At 66.1% G+C, this 14330-nt stretch carries 17 protein-coding genes; 3 read left to right on the top strand and 14 right to left on the bottom strand.

From position 1 onward, the window contains the following. Positions 1–93 precede the first annotated feature (93 nt). From OQ968_RS03940 to OQ968_RS03930, 3 genes are read right to left on the bottom strand one after another with little or no spacing between them, the layout of a single operon-like run. Positions 94–873: a DUF427 domain-containing protein gene (locus OQ968_RS03940; protein WP_324674805.1), complete on the bottom strand. Its 780-nt coding sequence runs from the start codon at positions 871–873 to the stop codon at positions 94–96. 7 nt (positions 874–880) lie between these two features. Next, positions 881–1153, bottom strand: a complete 273-nt coding sequence (locus OQ968_RS03935) for a DUF6295 family protein (protein ID WP_324674804.1) — start codon at positions 1151–1153, stop codon at positions 881–883. A gap of 12 nt (positions 1154–1165) precedes the next feature. Beyond that, entirely contained in the window at positions 1166–1933 is a 768-nt protein-coding gene (locus OQ968_RS03930; RefSeq protein ID WP_324674802.1) for a dienelactone hydrolase family protein, read from the bottom strand. Positions 1934–2035: 102 nt separating this feature from the next. On the opposite strand from OQ968_RS03930, the gene OQ968_RS03925 reads away from it, so the two are divergent. After that, positions 2036–2545 (top strand): nitroreductase family deazaflavin-dependent oxidoreductase, encoded by a 510-nt coding sequence (locus tag OQ968_RS03925; RefSeq protein WP_324674800.1) that lies wholly within the window; start codon positions 2036–2038, stop codon positions 2543–2545. Positions 2546–2561: 16 nt separating this feature from the next. On the opposite strand, the gene OQ968_RS03920 is transcribed toward OQ968_RS03925, so the two are convergent. Together OQ968_RS03920 and OQ968_RS03915 are read right to left on the bottom strand one after the other, a co-directional pair. After that, complete coding sequence (locus tag OQ968_RS03920) at positions 2562–3356, bottom strand: hypothetical protein (protein ID WP_324674798.1); 795 nt, start codon at positions 3354–3356, stop codon at positions 2562–2564. A gap of 62 nt (positions 3357–3418) precedes the next feature. Further along, positions 3419–4084: a winged helix-turn-helix transcriptional regulator gene (locus tag OQ968_RS03915; protein WP_324674796.1), complete on the bottom strand. Its 666-nt coding sequence runs from the start codon at positions 4082–4084 to the stop codon at positions 3419–3421. A 78-nt stretch (positions 4085–4162) separates the two neighbouring features. Between OQ968_RS03915 and OQ968_RS03910 the strand changes: the two genes are divergently transcribed. Continuing rightward, positions 4163–4672 carry an isoprenylcysteine carboxylmethyltransferase family protein gene (locus OQ968_RS03910; RefSeq protein ID WP_324674794.1) on the top strand — a complete coding sequence of 170 codons (510 nt, stop codon included), beginning with the start codon at positions 4163–4165 and terminating at the stop codon, positions 4670–4672. A gap of 422 nt (positions 4673–5094) precedes the next feature. On the opposite strand, the gene OQ968_RS03905 is transcribed toward OQ968_RS03910, so the two are convergent. The 7 genes from OQ968_RS03905 to csoR all read right to left on the bottom strand — a co-directional run bounded on the left by OQ968_RS03905 (position 5095) and on the right by csoR (position 10680). Beyond that, positions 5095–5763, bottom strand: coding sequence for a hypothetical protein (locus OQ968_RS03905; protein ID WP_324675090.1), 669 nt, complete (start codon positions 5761–5763; stop codon positions 5095–5097). Positions 5764–5798: 35 nt separating this feature from the next. Beyond that, positions 5799–6170, bottom strand: a complete 372-nt coding sequence (locus OQ968_RS03900; protein WP_324674792.1) for a metalloregulator ArsR/SmtB family transcription factor — start codon at positions 6168–6170, stop codon at positions 5799–5801. A 282-nt stretch (positions 6171–6452) separates the two neighbouring features. After that, positions 6453–7022: a hypothetical protein gene (locus OQ968_RS03895; protein WP_324674791.1), complete on the bottom strand. Its 570-nt coding sequence runs from the start codon at positions 7020–7022 to the stop codon at positions 6453–6455. 72 nt (positions 7023–7094) lie between these two features. Next, the gene (locus OQ968_RS03890) at positions 7095–7337 is read right to left on the bottom strand and encodes an SHOCT domain-containing protein (protein WP_324674789.1); all 243 of its coding nucleotides are present in this window, start codon (positions 7335–7337) and stop codon (positions 7095–7097) included. Between the two features lie 177 nt (positions 7338–7514). Further along, positions 7515–9878 carry a copper-translocating P-type ATPase gene (locus OQ968_RS03885; RefSeq protein WP_324675089.1) on the bottom strand — a complete coding sequence of 788 codons (2364 nt, stop codon included), beginning with the start codon at positions 9876–9878 and terminating at the stop codon, positions 7515–7517. A 55-nt stretch (positions 9879–9933) separates the two neighbouring features. Next, positions 9934–10230, bottom strand: a complete 297-nt coding sequence (locus OQ968_RS03880) for a DUF1490 family protein (RefSeq protein ID WP_324675087.1) — start codon at positions 10228–10230, stop codon at positions 9934–9936. A 90-nt stretch (positions 10231–10320) separates the two neighbouring features. After that, positions 10321–10680, bottom strand: coding sequence for a copper-sensing transcriptional repressor CsoR (csoR, locus tag OQ968_RS03875; protein ID WP_324674787.1), 360 nt, complete (start codon positions 10678–10680; stop codon positions 10321–10323). A 230-nt stretch (positions 10681–10910) separates the two neighbouring features. Here csoR and OQ968_RS03870 point away from each other — a divergent pair, with 230 nt between their 5' ends. Beyond that, a complete protein-coding gene (locus OQ968_RS03870) occupies positions 10911–11555 on the top strand; it encodes a DUF2182 domain-containing protein (protein ID WP_324674784.1) in 645 nt (214 codons plus the stop codon). A gap of 150 nt (positions 11556–11705) precedes the next feature. Here OQ968_RS03870 and OQ968_RS03865 read toward each other — a convergent pair whose 3' ends face one another. Together OQ968_RS03865 and OQ968_RS03860 are read right to left on the bottom strand one after the other, a co-directional pair. Next, a complete protein-coding gene (locus tag OQ968_RS03865) occupies positions 11706–12191 on the bottom strand; it encodes a heavy metal-responsive transcriptional regulator (RefSeq protein WP_324674782.1) in 486 nt (161 codons plus the stop codon). 1257 nt (positions 12192–13448) lie between these two features. Further along, a complete protein-coding gene (locus OQ968_RS03860; RefSeq protein WP_324674780.1) occupies positions 13449–13748 on the bottom strand; it encodes a hypothetical protein in 300 nt (99 codons plus the stop codon). Between the last annotated feature and the right edge of the window lie 582 nt (positions 13749–14330).

Genomic DNA, 14330 nt, shown 5'->3' with positions numbered 1-14330 from the left:
TCAACCGCAAAAAGAGAAAACCGTCACATTTATGCGTTGTCCCGCGTGTCGATGGCGGAATCCGGCCGTGGCAGCTAACTTCTCGGCCGCCGACTAGCTGAACTGCGTCCGCGGCCGGGGCAGGGCGGCGCCGTCGACGGTGATGTCGAGCTTCTCGTTGTAGAACGCCACGAGGCCGGCGATCTGGCCGACGGCGGGCAGCGGGTAGTGGTAGGTCCACGCGAGGTCGGGATGCACCGTGTCGCCGACCCGCACCGACCAGTAACCCGACGTCGCTCCCTTGTACGGGCACAGCGTCTGCGTCGGGCTGGACTCCAGATGCTCGAAGGCGACGTCGGTCGGATCGATGTAATACCTTGTGGGCAAACCTGTTTCGAAGAGCAGAATCGGGGATCGGGTGTCGGCCAGCACAATTCCGTCGAGTTCCACCCGGACGTGCCGGTGTGAGCGCAGCGCGTCGACCCGCGAATACGGATTGCGCGGGTGGCCGTAGATCGGCTCGTCTTCTTCGAACCACCGCAACGGATCCCATTCGAACCGCACCGTGCCCGCCACCGCGGTCCCGCCGTCCGCGTCGAACACGCGGGCCGCCGATCGGTAGGTTTGGCCGGCGCCGACCAGCGAGTGCAGCCGCGACGGGCCCAGCTGCACCTGCTGCGGATGATCCTCGTCGCGCAGGCAGCCTTCCCGGACATCGGCCAATGGCACGTAATACGCTGGGTAGTAAGGCAATTCCCACACATAGCGCGCCGAGATGGTGTCGAAGACCAGTTCGTTGCCGAGGAAGCCGCGCACCCGGCGAGGGGCCGGCTCAACCCGTCCGCGCGTGGCGGCCATTTGGGGATAGTCGCGGTCACCGAGGTCGCTGGTCATGTCACACCTACTGATCCTTCGAGGCCAGTTTGGCCGGGGCGTGGGCGATCGCTTTTCGGATGGCGTCGGCCAACGCCAGCGCGCTCTCCTCGGTGAGTTCGAGCGCGACCCGCGCCGACGGGCCGAGCCGCGGGTTGATGACGTCGATGTTGACCGTGTGGCCGTAGGGCGCGTGCACGGGATGGTCGACGTAGACCGTCGCGGTGCTGGCGCCGAACCATCCCGTTGCGCCCTTGCCGCTGCCGTCGATCTCGACGTGTTCGGTGAGATATGTGCACATGCGTTCTGGCACCTAGCCTTTCAGGTGGGTCGCGAGGAACTCGTCGATGCGGCGCCAGCCGTCGACCGCCGCCTCCACCCGGTACGCCGGCCGGTCGACGGAGAAGAACGAGTGGCCGGCGCCCTCGTAGGAGTGAAACTCGTGCGGCTTGTCGAATTTGGTCAGCTCGTCGTCCAGCGTGGCCACCCCGGCCGGCGCCGGAAACCGGTCCTCGGCCCCGAACAGGCCCAACAGCGGACAGCTCAGGTTTGCGGCCAGGTGCAGGATCGGTTGCATGGCCTTGGGCATGCCCTCGGGCGGGTCCTCGACGATGAAGGCGCCGTAGCAGTCCACCGCGGCGTCGAACGGCAGCGAGCACGCCGCCAGGAAGGCGTGGCGCCCACCCGAGCAGTGCCCGATGACGCCGAACTTCCCGTTGGCTCCCGGCAGCGAGCGCAGGTGTTCCACCGCCCCGGCGACATCGCCGACCAGTCGCTCGTCGGGGACCCCGCCGGCCGCCCGCGCCGCCGCGGCGGCATCGTCGGGCGCAGCGCCCGGGGCCTCGCGGGAATACAGATTCGGGGCCACCGTGTGATAGCCGTTGACCGCGAGCCGCCGCACGAACTCCTTTGTCTCCCGGTCGTAGCCGGGCATGTGGTGGATCCAGACGACTCCGCCGCGCGACCCCTCGGCGAGCGGCTCACCAATTGGGCAAGCCCGGTAGGCCTCGATCTCGTCGCCGCCGTGGCCGGTGACTGTGATCGTCTCTGCGCGAATGGCATCTGGGCTGGGCGCATTCATCGCGTGCTCCTCGTTGGCGCAAGCGGGGCAGGTGCCCCGCGCCACCAACGTATCGGATTCGCGGCGGGCCGCGTCCGGTCGCGAATCGAGTACTGTCTACCCGTGGCGTTTCGACGGGAAAGCCCCATTCGCGGGCGGCGGTTGCGGCTCGATGAGGCGCTGTTCGAGCGCTTCGCGATGAGCCGCCCCGGCTACCTGTTCGGGTTGCACCTGGCGCCGCGCGTAGACAAGGTGCTCATCCCCCGGACAAACGGCCGCTTGAGCGCGATGGGCGTCGACAGGGTCGGGCTCGTCACCACGACCGGCGCCAAGTCCGGACAGCCCCGCACGCACCCGCTGGCCCTGCTCGACGACGGCGACGGGCTGCTGGCGATCGGGTCCAACTACGGGCGGCCAAGTCATCCCGCCTGGAGCGCCAACCTGCTGGCGCACCCCGAGTGCACCATCGAGTTCAAAGGTCCACCCAAGCGGTATCGGGCCGAGTTGCTCACCGGCGAGGCCCGCGCCGCGGCGTGGGCGAAGGCCGCCGACTTCTACGCCGGCTACGAGAGTTACCGGGCCAGCTGCGCGCCCCGCGAGATCAGGATCTTTCGCCTGCGGCCGCTCAGTTGACGGCGTGCTGCCGTGTTCAGCGCCGCTTGTCGCGCACCTTGTAGGTCGACGGCCACGACTTTCGCGACTCGTCTCCGGTCAGCGGGGTTCCCATGCCCCCGACCTTGACGTTGTAGGCCTCCTTGCCCGGGCCGACTTCGCGGTTGGCGTGTTCCTGGGCCAGGTAGTACAGCTCGTCGATGGTGGCTTCGTCGTAGGCGACGAACGAGGTTTCCCGCGCGACGTCGTCGATGCCGGCGAGCAGCCGGTCGGCCAGGTACCGCGACGCCAGGGCCGCGATGCCCAGCAGGGAGAATGGAATGACCCAGTAGCAGACGAACGACAGCGGGGTTTTGGTGTCGAGGATCGTGGCTTGTTCCCCACCGAGGCGCTGCACGATCGGCGGGATCGCCGACGACACCGTCATGCCGGCGAAGCCCACGATCCAAATCCAGGTCAGGACCGTGACGACCCGGCCGAACAGCTCGGTCTTGACGACGTCGGCGGGCTGCTCGGCCGCGGCGAAGTCACGCACGAACGGCTTGCCCACCAGTAGGCTGATCAGCGCCACCAGGAAGATCCCGGCGTTGCTCAGCGGCTGTATCCAGCCCTGCATGAAGGAGTCGCTCACCGTGAACGTGAGCACGGTCAGCACCAAAAACGTTGCGACAGCACCGATGTCGAGCGTGCGACCCGGCTTCCCGGTGGCGCGCCCGATGACCAACACGGCGACGGCGATCGCCAGCGCGACCAGCACCGCCGCCGCGAACGGGACGTTACCGACAAGCACCCAGTAGACGATCCACGGAGCGAATCCGAACAGCATGCCCACGAGGGGTCAGTGTATGGCCGCCGATTCGGGCCGCGGCGGCCGCCATGTGCCGGCCCCTCATCTCACCGCTGCGACGGCTGCCCATCCGAGAGCCCGAACAGCTCCGCGCACCGCCGGGCGGCGGCCGGGTCTCCCTCGAGGGTGAGGGTGCCGGCCTCGATGGCCGCCGCGGGCGTGATCCGGCCGCTGCCGAGCCCGGCGAAGGTTTGCGTGTCAGTGTGCATCACGACGCCGGGCCTGTCGGCCGGTCCCTGACGGACGTCGACCTTGCCGGCCTTGACCGTCACGGTGATCGCCTCGTCCGCGACGCGGAATTCGTACTCGTCGTCGATGTCGGCCGGGGGCGATTGCGCGTGGACGGCGGCTTGGACGGCGGGAAGCCAGTAGCTGGCCTTGACGGTGTCGTGCGCGCCCGGCGTGCCGATGACATCCAGCCCCCATTCGAAAAGTGCGCGCACCACCTGGCGCAGGCGGTCGCCGCGTTCGGTGAGTTCGTACACCGTCGACGCGGCCGGCGGGGGAAGGCGCCGCTTGCGGATCAAGCCGTTCGCCTCCATCGACTGCAAACGGGCGGCGAGCACGTTGGGACCGATCCCGGGAAGCCCGTCCTGCAGGTCGGTATAGCGCTTGGGCCCGAACAGAAGCTCCCGGACAATCAACAGGGTCCATCGCTCGCCGACCAGGTCCAGCGCCCGGGCCGTTGGGCAGAACTGCTGATAGCTGCGCACACGTTCATGCTAGCAATCAGAAAGCCAAAACTAAATTTCTAGTTGTTTATACTTATCTATTAGTAGTAGGCTCCTGCTATGCGGCACGACGATCTGGGCAAAGACACCGGCTCCGACCACCCGGCATCAGGGGCCGAGACTCCGCGGGTGATCGCACCCCCGCCGCTGATCTATCTCGCCGGCCTGGCGGGTGGATTTGTTCTCGACGCCGTGCTTCCGCCCGTCTCGATCCCGGCCGAATTCGCAGTCCCGGTGGGCTGCGCGCTGCTGGTGGCGGGTGGCGCCCTGGCCGCATCGTTCATTCGCGCTTTCGCGCGCGCCCGCACCACGATCAACCCGTACCAGCGGTCCAGCACGCTGGTGACGACCGGCCCCTACCGGTTCACCCGCAACCCGGGCTATCTGGGCATGGCGCTGGCTTGCGCCGGAATCGTCGTCCTCGCAAGCGCCCCTTGGGCATTCGTCGTCCTTGCCGGCGCCTTGATCGTGGTCGACCGCGGCGTCATCGCACGGGAGGAGCGGTGCCTGGAGGCGACGTTCGGCGAGCCCTATCGGCGCTACAAACGCCGGACCCGCAGATGGCTGTAGGCGTAGGTGCACCCTGCGCAAGCGACTTCCGTTACCGGATGCGACCGCCACTTGCCTGATCACCGGCGCGCCGTCGGAGGTGTCCGCGGCCCTTCTATCTGGGGCACCTGCGGCCGCTTGACCTGCGGTGCCTCAGATCAAGTGACAATCCCGCTGGGAATGTTTGTCATTTGACCTGAGGCAAACCGTGCTGTGGCGGTGGAATGCTTTGGCGGCGTTACCGATCCGGCTTATCGGGGGTTGGATTGAGGTGTTTAGGATTGTTTCCCTCTTAGGGTTTTTGCGTGCATCTGAGCTGATCTGGAACATCGAGTTATTGCGGTGTTCAAGATGATGGAAGCGCTGCGATGGTTGTCTTGTGTCGCCAGTTGGGAGTCGCCAACGGCGAGCAGCTGTTTCGCCGATTCGGTTCTGCTGGTTGGCTAGCATTCGCAGTTCTGGCCGCGCCAGGATTGGATGCCTTCCCAGACTGCGGCCGCAGCGATACCTAAGCCGATGACTGGGTCGAGCCACCAGCCGCCGGGCCAGCTGGCGGTGATCGCCAGGCCGGCCAGCACGGCGGCAGCCTGTGCGGCGCAGAGATAGCTTTGGGTTCCCTCGCCTGCGGTGGCGGCGGACTCCAGTTGCATGGCGAGTCTGTGTTTGGCGCGGCCGAGGATGGGCATGGCCAGGAGTGCGATGGTGGTGAGCGCGATGCCTATCACGCTGGTTTCTGCCTGGTACCCGCCGAGCAGGTGATGGAGAGATTCGGCGGCTATATAGGGGGCCAGTAGCCAAAACGACACGGCGACACCGCGTTGGGCTCGCCGTTCGGCGGTCTTGGAGAGGGTGCGTGCGCCGGTGAACCGCCAAATCACCATGACACTGGCCAGGCCTTCGACAGCGCTGCCCAGCGCCCATCCGGTCAGGGCTATCGAACCGACGTTCAACCCCTGCCAGAGCCCGAGGACACCTTCGGTGAGCATCCAGGCCAAGCTGATCCAGGACAGCCACCGCGCCGAACGGGCGGCGCGGCGCCACTGCGCGTCACGGATGAGCGGCCCCGACAGCGCAGCCCGGCCAGCATCGCAGCACGGGTGGCCGTCGATCATGGCGGGGGCCGCGGGGACGCCGCGGTCGGGGCTGCTCACCGAGGCTCCGCCTTGCTGCTGCCGATGCCATAGTTCGGGCATCGCGACACGGCTTGACCGGTGGCCTCCAACACCGCTTCAGCGGACGTGAGCACATCGATCAGCGCGGGCTGCGTTAGCCGGAACAAGGAGGACCGTCCCACCGGTTCGGAGGCCACCAGACCGCAGTCACGAAGGCAGGCAAGGTGTTTGGACACGGTGGATTGCGCCAACCCGACCGCCTCGACAAGGTCGACCACCCGCGCCGGGCCAGACACCAGGTGGTGCACGATGGCCAACCGCGTCGGGTCACCCAGTGAACGAAACAACGCCGCGGCCGGTGTCAGCCCCATCCGCACCACATCACCAGAGGTATCAATCATCGCCATACAGCGATGTTATCGCCCGCGATCCTAGTCGGTAAACGATGGACCGCCGCGGTGGCTCGACGCCGGGCCCAGAGAGGGTGGGCGTGCCCCTCGAACGGTTCACGCTTGGCGCCGCCGCGCAGTGCGGGCAAGAGTGAAAGTTTTTAGTGCCGTGATGAATTGGGCTGCGAAGGTTCACGCAATTGACGAGGCGGGCGATCTGCGCGACGCGAACGGGAAACTGTGGTGAGCAGTTCAGTGGCCCCGATGTGAAGAAGCCGAGGTGAACCACACCGGCTGTTACTATGGTCGTCCGCGGGGCCCCATCATGCCGCCTGGTCCCATCATTCCGCTCATCATGGTTTGCATCATTGCGGGCATTCCATCGCGTACGAACCCGCTGACTTCGCGGGCATGGTTGCGGATGACGTCGGTGAGGGCGGGATCGTCGGAGGTTTCCTCGGCGATGACGCCGCTGGGTGTGAGCGTGAGCTGGCGGCGGTAGCCGTCGGCGTGGCGGAATAGCGTTGGCAGGCTTTGGCTCATGCACATGACCTCAGAACCCTGGTCGAGGTGGGAGTACATGCTGGACACGTGTGCGTGCAGTTGTGCGGTGAGATCGGCAGCGTTTGATTGGGTGGTGGTACGTACGCCGCCGGGAATGTCCTCGACCGTGCGGGTGATCTCGTTGTGTCGGTTGAACATGTCCATGTAGAGGCTCATGTCGGCCGGACTCGCGCCCATCATGCTGCCGTCGGTGAGGCGGATGCGTAAGCCGGGTGAATCAAGGATTCCGCGCAGCGCGTACCCGATACCCATCACGGCGCTAGCACCGAGCGCAGCCAGTGCTGCTCGCCGAGTGAATCTCGCCATGCGGTGACCTCCAAGGCGCCGTGATCCTGTGTCTGCGGTGAATGAGCTTGGCGTTCAAGGCTGCCTGGGCAGTTACATCAACCGGCGGCCAAAGTCGTCGTCGCTCGCGCTTTCTGCAACGCGAGTTGAGACCGTGGCGTCGGGCCGCGGGTAGGTGGCGTGCGTCGGGACTGGTGGATCGTTTGGCTGCCTGGCGGCAATACGGATAGCCAGGACGATGGCGGTCACGAGGGCGGCCCATAACGCCACCATCATCGGAATGTTGACGAGCATGCTGCACCAGCCCCAGCCGTGTCCGCCGTACCAGGTCATCATTGCACTGCCTCCCATCGTTGGCGAGCGGTTGTTGTGTTATGTATCGGTGTGCACGGTCGCGACACCGAGGGGTGGTCTGCAGCATGGCCGAAGGCTGAAATGGCCTCTGCTGCACGCAAATCCATTGGTCGTTTTCGCTTTCTCCGATTCAGGGACGATTACTGCGCCGGTCCAAGACTATTGAGTCAATGCCGGTGCAGGCGCACGAGGCGGGGCCGGATCGGGTTGCTGTCCGGTGGTGCGGCCGAAGCGGCGTAGCCGCAGCGAGTTGGTCACCACGCTGACCGAGGAGAATCCCATCGCGGCGCCGGCGATGACGGGGTTGAGTAAGCCGAGTGCGGCCAGGGGGATGGCGGCGGTGTTGTAGCCGAAGGCCCAGCCGAGGTTTTGATAGATGGTGCGCAGGGTCTGCCGGGACAGTTCGATGGCCTGCACGACGCCGTCGAGGCGCCCGGACATCAGGGTGATGTCGGAGGCTTCGATGGCCACGTCGGTGCCTGTGCCGATCGCGATGCCCAGGTCGGCTTGCACCAACGCGGGGGCGTCGTTGACGCCATCGCCCACCATGGCGACCACCCGGCCCTCGTCTTGGAGGGCCCGGATCGCGGTGACCTTGTCTTCGGGTAACACCTCGGCCAGCACACGGTCGATGCCGACCTGCGCGGCGATCGCGGCAGCGGTGCGGGCGTTGTCGCCGGTGATCATGGCGACGTGTAGCCCCATGGCGTGTAGCTGGGCGACGACGTCGGCGGCGTCGTCTTTGACTGTGTCGGCCACCGCGAGCACACCCACAACGTGGTCGCCGCGGCCGACGAATACCGCTGTGCGGCCTTGGTTTTCGAGTTCGGCGGCGGCTGCGGCAAGGTGGTTGGGCAGGTCCAGGTTGTGCTCGTCGATGAGCTTGCGCCGCCCGACGAATACGGGGTGGCCGTCGATGTTGGCGCGCACTCCGTGGCCGGCCAGGCTGGCGAACGCGGTGGCGGCCGGGATCTTCAGTCCGTGCTCGTGTGCAGCGGCGACGATGGCCGCACCGATGGGGTGTTCGGAGCCCGACTCGACGGCGGCCGCGAGCCGCAGCACCAGATTAGGTTGGCGGCGCTTGCCGGCGATCACGTCGGTGAGCTGCATTTGGGCGCGGGTGAGGGTGCCGGTCTTGTCGAACACCACGGTGTCGATCTTTTTCGAGGCTTCCAGGACCTCGCCGCCCTTGACCAGGATCCCCATATCGGCACCCCGGCCGGTCCCGACCGTGATGGCCGTTGGGGTGGCCAGGCCCAGCGCGCAGGGGCAGGCGATGATCAGCACCGCGACCGCTGCGGTCATACCGGCGACTGGGTTGGCGGCCAGCAGTGTCCAGCCGGCAAACGTCGCGGCGGCAGCCGCGACGACGGCGGGCACGAAGACTGCGGAGACCCGGTCGGCCAACCGCTGCACCGGGGCCTTGCCGCCCTGGGCTTGCTCGACCAGGCGCACGATGTGGGCCAGTGCGGTGTCGGCGCCGACCGCGGTGGCGCGCACGGTCAGCACTCCGTCGGTGTTGACGGTGGCCCCGGCGACATGGTCCCCGACTGCTTTTTCGACCGGGACGGATTCGCCGGTCAGCATCGACTCATCGACGGCGGCGCGCCCCTCGGTGACCTGACCATCGACCGGGATCTTTTCGCCGGGCCGGACCCGCACCAGGTCTCCGACGTGCACCTGATCAACTGGCACGAGGAGTTCCTGGCCGTCGACGAGCAGGCAGGCTTCCTTGGCGCCCATCTCCAGCAGCTTGCTGATCGCCTCCGACGCCTTGCCCGTGGCCCTGGCCTCGAAATAGCGGCCCAGCACCACGAACGCGATGATCAGCGCTGCGGTGTCGAAAAACAGTGGCCCACCGGCGAATAACTCAAAGGTGGAATAGCCGAATGCGGTCAGCGTGCCCAGCGCGATCAACGTGTCCATATTCGCCGACCCTGCCCGCGCCTGCCGCACCGCCCCGGTGAGGAACGGCCACCCAGCCACGAACTGCACCGGGACCGTCGCCGCAAACGCCAACCACCCCGCCCACGGATAAGCACCGAACAACATGGGCGCAGCCATCGCCAGCAGCCCCAACGGCAGGGCCAGCCACAGCCGCCGCAACCACCTCCGGCGCTGACGCCGATTCATTTCGCGCGCCGAGGGCTGGCCGCAGGTGGCAGAACCCGACCCGCAGCCACCGCCACTGTCGACCTCCGGCGCGCGGGCTTGCACGTCACGGCGCAGGCCAAACAGCGCCAGCCCGATCCCGCTGGCAATTCTTCGCGCGACACCGATCCTGGGGATGTCAGCCGAGTGGGGGGCACGCGCGGGCACCAACTCCGCCGGGATGTGCTGGGCATCGGCGATCGCCGCGACAACGGCAGCGGTGTCGCAGCTTCCGGGTGAATACCAGATCACCACCGAAGCCGTACGCGGGTAGGCAGACACCGCGCGCACGCCGGTCACCGTGGCGACCGTGTCCTCGATCGCCACAGCCCGAACCGCATCGATACGAAACCCGGTGACGTGCACACGCATTCGCCCCGACGCGTCGGAGATGACGTTGACCCCGAGATCGCCGTCGGCGAGGGTGTTAGTGGTCATCGGCGTGGCCTGGGTCGGGAGCCGCTGCCAGTGTGACGTCGTCCCCGAGGCGTTCTTTGGCCTCGGCGATCACGTCGGCCGCGGTCAGGCGAGCCCGCTCAGCGCTCTCGCCGGCCTTGCGCTCGGCCTCACGGCCAACGCGGATGCCCCAGGCGGTCACGGTAACCGTCGCTGCGCGCAACGGTATCTTGGCCACCCCTTTGCGCAGGGCCTCATAGGCCGCCACCCCTACCGCGCCGGTGACCACGGTGGGCACCGCCTTGGCCATCAATCCATGCAACACCAACATTTTCCATGCTCCCTTGTCATCTTGTTCGCCCCGCTACGCGGTGGCGTCGTCAATAGCTACTGGCCGGCATCAAACATCGCGGGTTCGTTACTTGCGGCTGCCCGCAATGGCCGGTTTGTGCCCGTGAGGCTCACCGACCGCAGCACCGCCGATCTGAGCCTGCGGGCCGGTCAGCGCCGGGGTGAACTTGACAGCATCAACCAGCTCGTCGATGGCCGCTTGCCCACGGCCATCGAGCACCGCCGAGGAAAAACATGTCTCCAAGTGGTTGTGCAACATCACCCGGTTGGCCCGCTCCAGCGAGGACTGCACCGCGGAGATCTGCTTCATCACATCCACGCAATACGCGTCGGACTCCAGCATCCGGATGATGCCGTCGAGATGGCCCCGAGCCGTCTTGAGCCGATTCAGCGCCGCGTGCTTTTTCGCCGTCAATTCCTCACCCATAGCTGCCTCATCACTCCCGTCGACACCGGACTCGACCCTAGTCTAACCCACCCCACCCCGGGTGGGTAGTACTCAGGCGATGATCGTATTGTGGGCATCAAACGAAGGGAGACGCGTAAGTGGACGCCAGCCAAGGAAACGGGCGAGTGTGGGCCGATATTTGGTTGCCGGCAGTGCTGCTGGGTGTGGCAGGCCTGGGCTGGTGGTGGTCCGTGGTCAGTGCGGCGGGTATGCGCGGCGACGCGATGCCGATGGACACTTCGTCCACGATGTCGTTGGCCGCGTTCCTCTTGGCGTGGGTCGCCATGATGGCGGCGATGATGCTTCCCGCGGCCCTACCCATGGTGGGCCGGTACGCCCGCGCCGCGGCCGGCAACGCCGCTGCCGCGATCGTCTTCGTGACCGGATACCTGGCCGTGTGGACCGTGGTGGGCCTCCCGGCGTTTGTGGCATCGACTCACCTCAACCCGGTGCTCCACACCTGTCCGTGGGTCGGCCGGGTCGCCGGCGCAGTGGCAGTGGTTGCGGGGCTGCATCAGCTCACACCCCTCAAAGCGACGTGTCTGCGCCACTGCCGCCGGTCCACGTCGTTGTCCGGCGCGCCAGGCAACCACCCCCACAGTCCCGCCCGGGCGTTGCTTGCCGGAGGCCGCTACGGCATCTACTGTTTGGGTTCGTGTTGGATGCTGATGGTAGTCCTGATCGCTTTTGGCACAATGCAATTGGCGTGGATGCTGGCGCTCTCGGTTGTCATCTGGCTGGAAAAAGTCGCGCCGTTCGGCGATCAGCTCAGGCGCCTGACAGCGGCGGCACTCGCCGTCCTCGGCGTTGCGCTACTGGCGCACCCAACGTTTGTCACCCACCTCATCTCCTAAGGCGCCACGGCCCTCGTCAAGCCTGTTTGATTTCGGCTTTGAGCTCGATCCATCATGAAGGGGTGCATGCCCACGATCGGTCTGTCGCCACACCACCATGGGCCGATCCCGGTGGCGTCCAGCCCACTCACAGCCGAATAGCCGAGGAAATTAACGGCTTTCGCGGCCTCCTATGGGCCGCCGGTGCTTACTGCGCTTGGCGCGGGCATGGCTGAGTTCGACGGTGGGGTCGGTATTGAGGTCGCTTTCCAAAATCCAGCAGACCGTGGAATCGTCGTGTTCGGTAGGCGTGGCGTGCGACGCGTGATCTAAAAGGGTCTGCAAGTGGCCTTCGAGGGCGACGAGTTCGGCGATCTGCGCGCGGACTTGGTCCAGACGGGTGTTGAGGACCTGCCGGACGTGCCCGCACGGCGTTTCGCCGCGATCATGGATCGCCAGGATTTGGCGCACCTGGTGCAAGGTCAGCCCGGCCGCTTGGCCTCGATGGATGAACCGCAGCCGGTCAACGACCTCGGGCCCATAGTCGCGATACCCCGACGCGGTGCGTGCGGGTGGCCGTAGCAGCCCGGAGTCCTCGTAGAAGCGGATGGTTTTGGCGCTGGTGTTGGCGAGCTTCGCCAACACGCCGATCTGCATAACACCCTCCTTGACCTTCCAGAGTACTGGAAGGATAACACTGAGTGGGTGTCAGCTGCTGGCGCGGGGCGCGACCAAGATTGGCGGTGAGCGCGGTGAGCACAGCGGTCGCTTCGGTGACCGGGCTCTCCGGTGAGATCCCACGACCGCCATCGAAGGCGCGCTCGGCCCCCTCGACGGCGTCACTTGGATGCTTCAGTGCAAGCCGACTGCGATCGGTCATGTCGATCCTCCTCGCGGCGTGGGTGCTCCTTAGCGTCGCCGGTTGTTGGCTGGTGAGATCCCAGCCCTCTGAACCGACGCCAGCGCACGCCTCAGTTACCTCCCTGAGCCGTGAGTTCGCCATCAGCGCTGAACCTGCGGCCGGTGACTGCGCCATGTCACCGGCATGCCCCCAGTCGCTGGCGATGGCGGTGCTGCCCCCGTCGGCCACGGTTCTCGTTGCGCTCGAGGCGGCCGTGGTTGTGACCGCCATCGGCGGCTCAGTTGCCCACCGTGCCGCGCCGGCGACGCGAGGCCCCCTTTGTAGCGTTGTCGCCCTCACCGGTAAAGACATTTTGACCCGGTTCTGTCTCGCCCGTCGCTGATCGGTCAGCGCCAGGCCGTTGAGCCCTGCCCACCGCGGCCGGTGACCAATGGCCTTGTCAACGGCGCACTTTAACCCAAGAACCCGCTGTCGACGCGGCGATCAACCTGCGCTCGTGGCGGCATGTCTCGTCATCCGATGGGCTTTCGGTCAAGGACTCGAGCCAATCACCACAACGCGCGGTAGACCCCAAGTCGCCAGAGACGCTTTGCCCCCGGGCAGGGGGCCTTACGTCCCCTACCCGGTGTCGGTTTCGGCGTACGACGGCGGGAGCAATCGGACAACACAGTAGGGAAAGAGGCATCTGATGAAAACTAAAGCTAGGAAGGTGATCGCGCTGCTCGGGGGCGCGGCTGGGATTATTTTGGCGGTCGGGTTTGGCGGTAGCAGCGATCAGTTGCCAAGCAGCACAACGACAACGACTTCATTCGTCCTGCCGTCAGCGCCCACACCTGTGGTCCGTCTCGGCGGTGGCGGCCGGGCTAGTCTCCGCAGTTGCATTATCGGCCTCAACTGTGGCCCGATAACACCCAAGCATCCCAAAGGTCCAGGAGTGCCCATACCCCAACCACCCTCGCCCCCGCAGGCACCCGAACTTTGGGACAGTTCGGTAGGACCATCGAGATAATGCCGCGGGCAGAACGCAGCTGGGTGGGTCGCCGCTGTCGTGGTCAGGTGGTGTGGGAATCGAGTCGCCCGTAGAGCAACGCGATCGTCGCTTCCTGTTCGGCGAGCTTGGTTCTGAGCGTGCGGATGTCGGTGTCTTTGGCGTCCAGTTGGGCGCGCAGGGCCGTCACGATGCTGGTCTCACGGGTGGTGGCGACGTTGTCGGTGGCCGTGGGTTGGTGGCGGTAGGCGTCGATGACGGCGACGAGGTCATCGTGTTTGTAGACGGTCTTGCGTTGCACTCCGGCGCGGGCGGCGACGGTGGAGATGTGAACCGCCCTGGAAATCCTGGAGTCTCCGGACATCCCGGGGCGGTTCAGTCCACGGCTGCGAGGCCACCGCCGCCGCGTAGGCAGTGATCCCACCTTCGTTGCGGGGCACAGACTTTCGGACTAGAAGTCACCGACAAAATTGGCCCTCCTGTCCGTTCAGAGGGCTCGACTGGCAATCGCCCATTGGGGGTCTGTGCGTGGGGTTATCGCGCAGGAATTTTTCGATGCAGGCCTGATGGGCAGCGGGATCGATGATGCTCATGCAGGGATCGTCGGCGTGTGCCTGTGCTGGTGGAATGCTAAGGAGTGCCAGTGCTATGGCTGCTGCTGCTGACACGCCCATTATTGCCCGCTTCATCAGCTCTTCCTTTCCTGACCCCCCTAATGGCCGCGTTGCTGTCGCCACCAACGCGGCACCGCTTTTTGGCGCAAACATGCTGGTAGTGGCTGCACTTCTGCGACCACTCTGGCCATGTCCGCCAGCCGGGTATACGAGCCAGTCCGATTGGCGCGCACGACGATTCGCCCGTTCACGTTCAACATTGCGCCAACCACCTAGTCAGAAGGATCTGGCTCGGTTTGGTGCTGCGTTGACGCAGGCCGGACACGCCATCG

Origin of the sequence: Mycobacterium sp. 663a-19 (genome assembly GCF_035616495.1) — a bacterium.
Taxonomy (GTDB): domain Bacteria; phylum Actinomycetota; class Actinomycetes; order Mycobacteriales; family Mycobacteriaceae; genus Mycobacterium.
The sequence above is the reverse complement of the archived record's forward strand: the minus strand, read 5'-3'. Positions and strand labels throughout refer to the sequence as shown.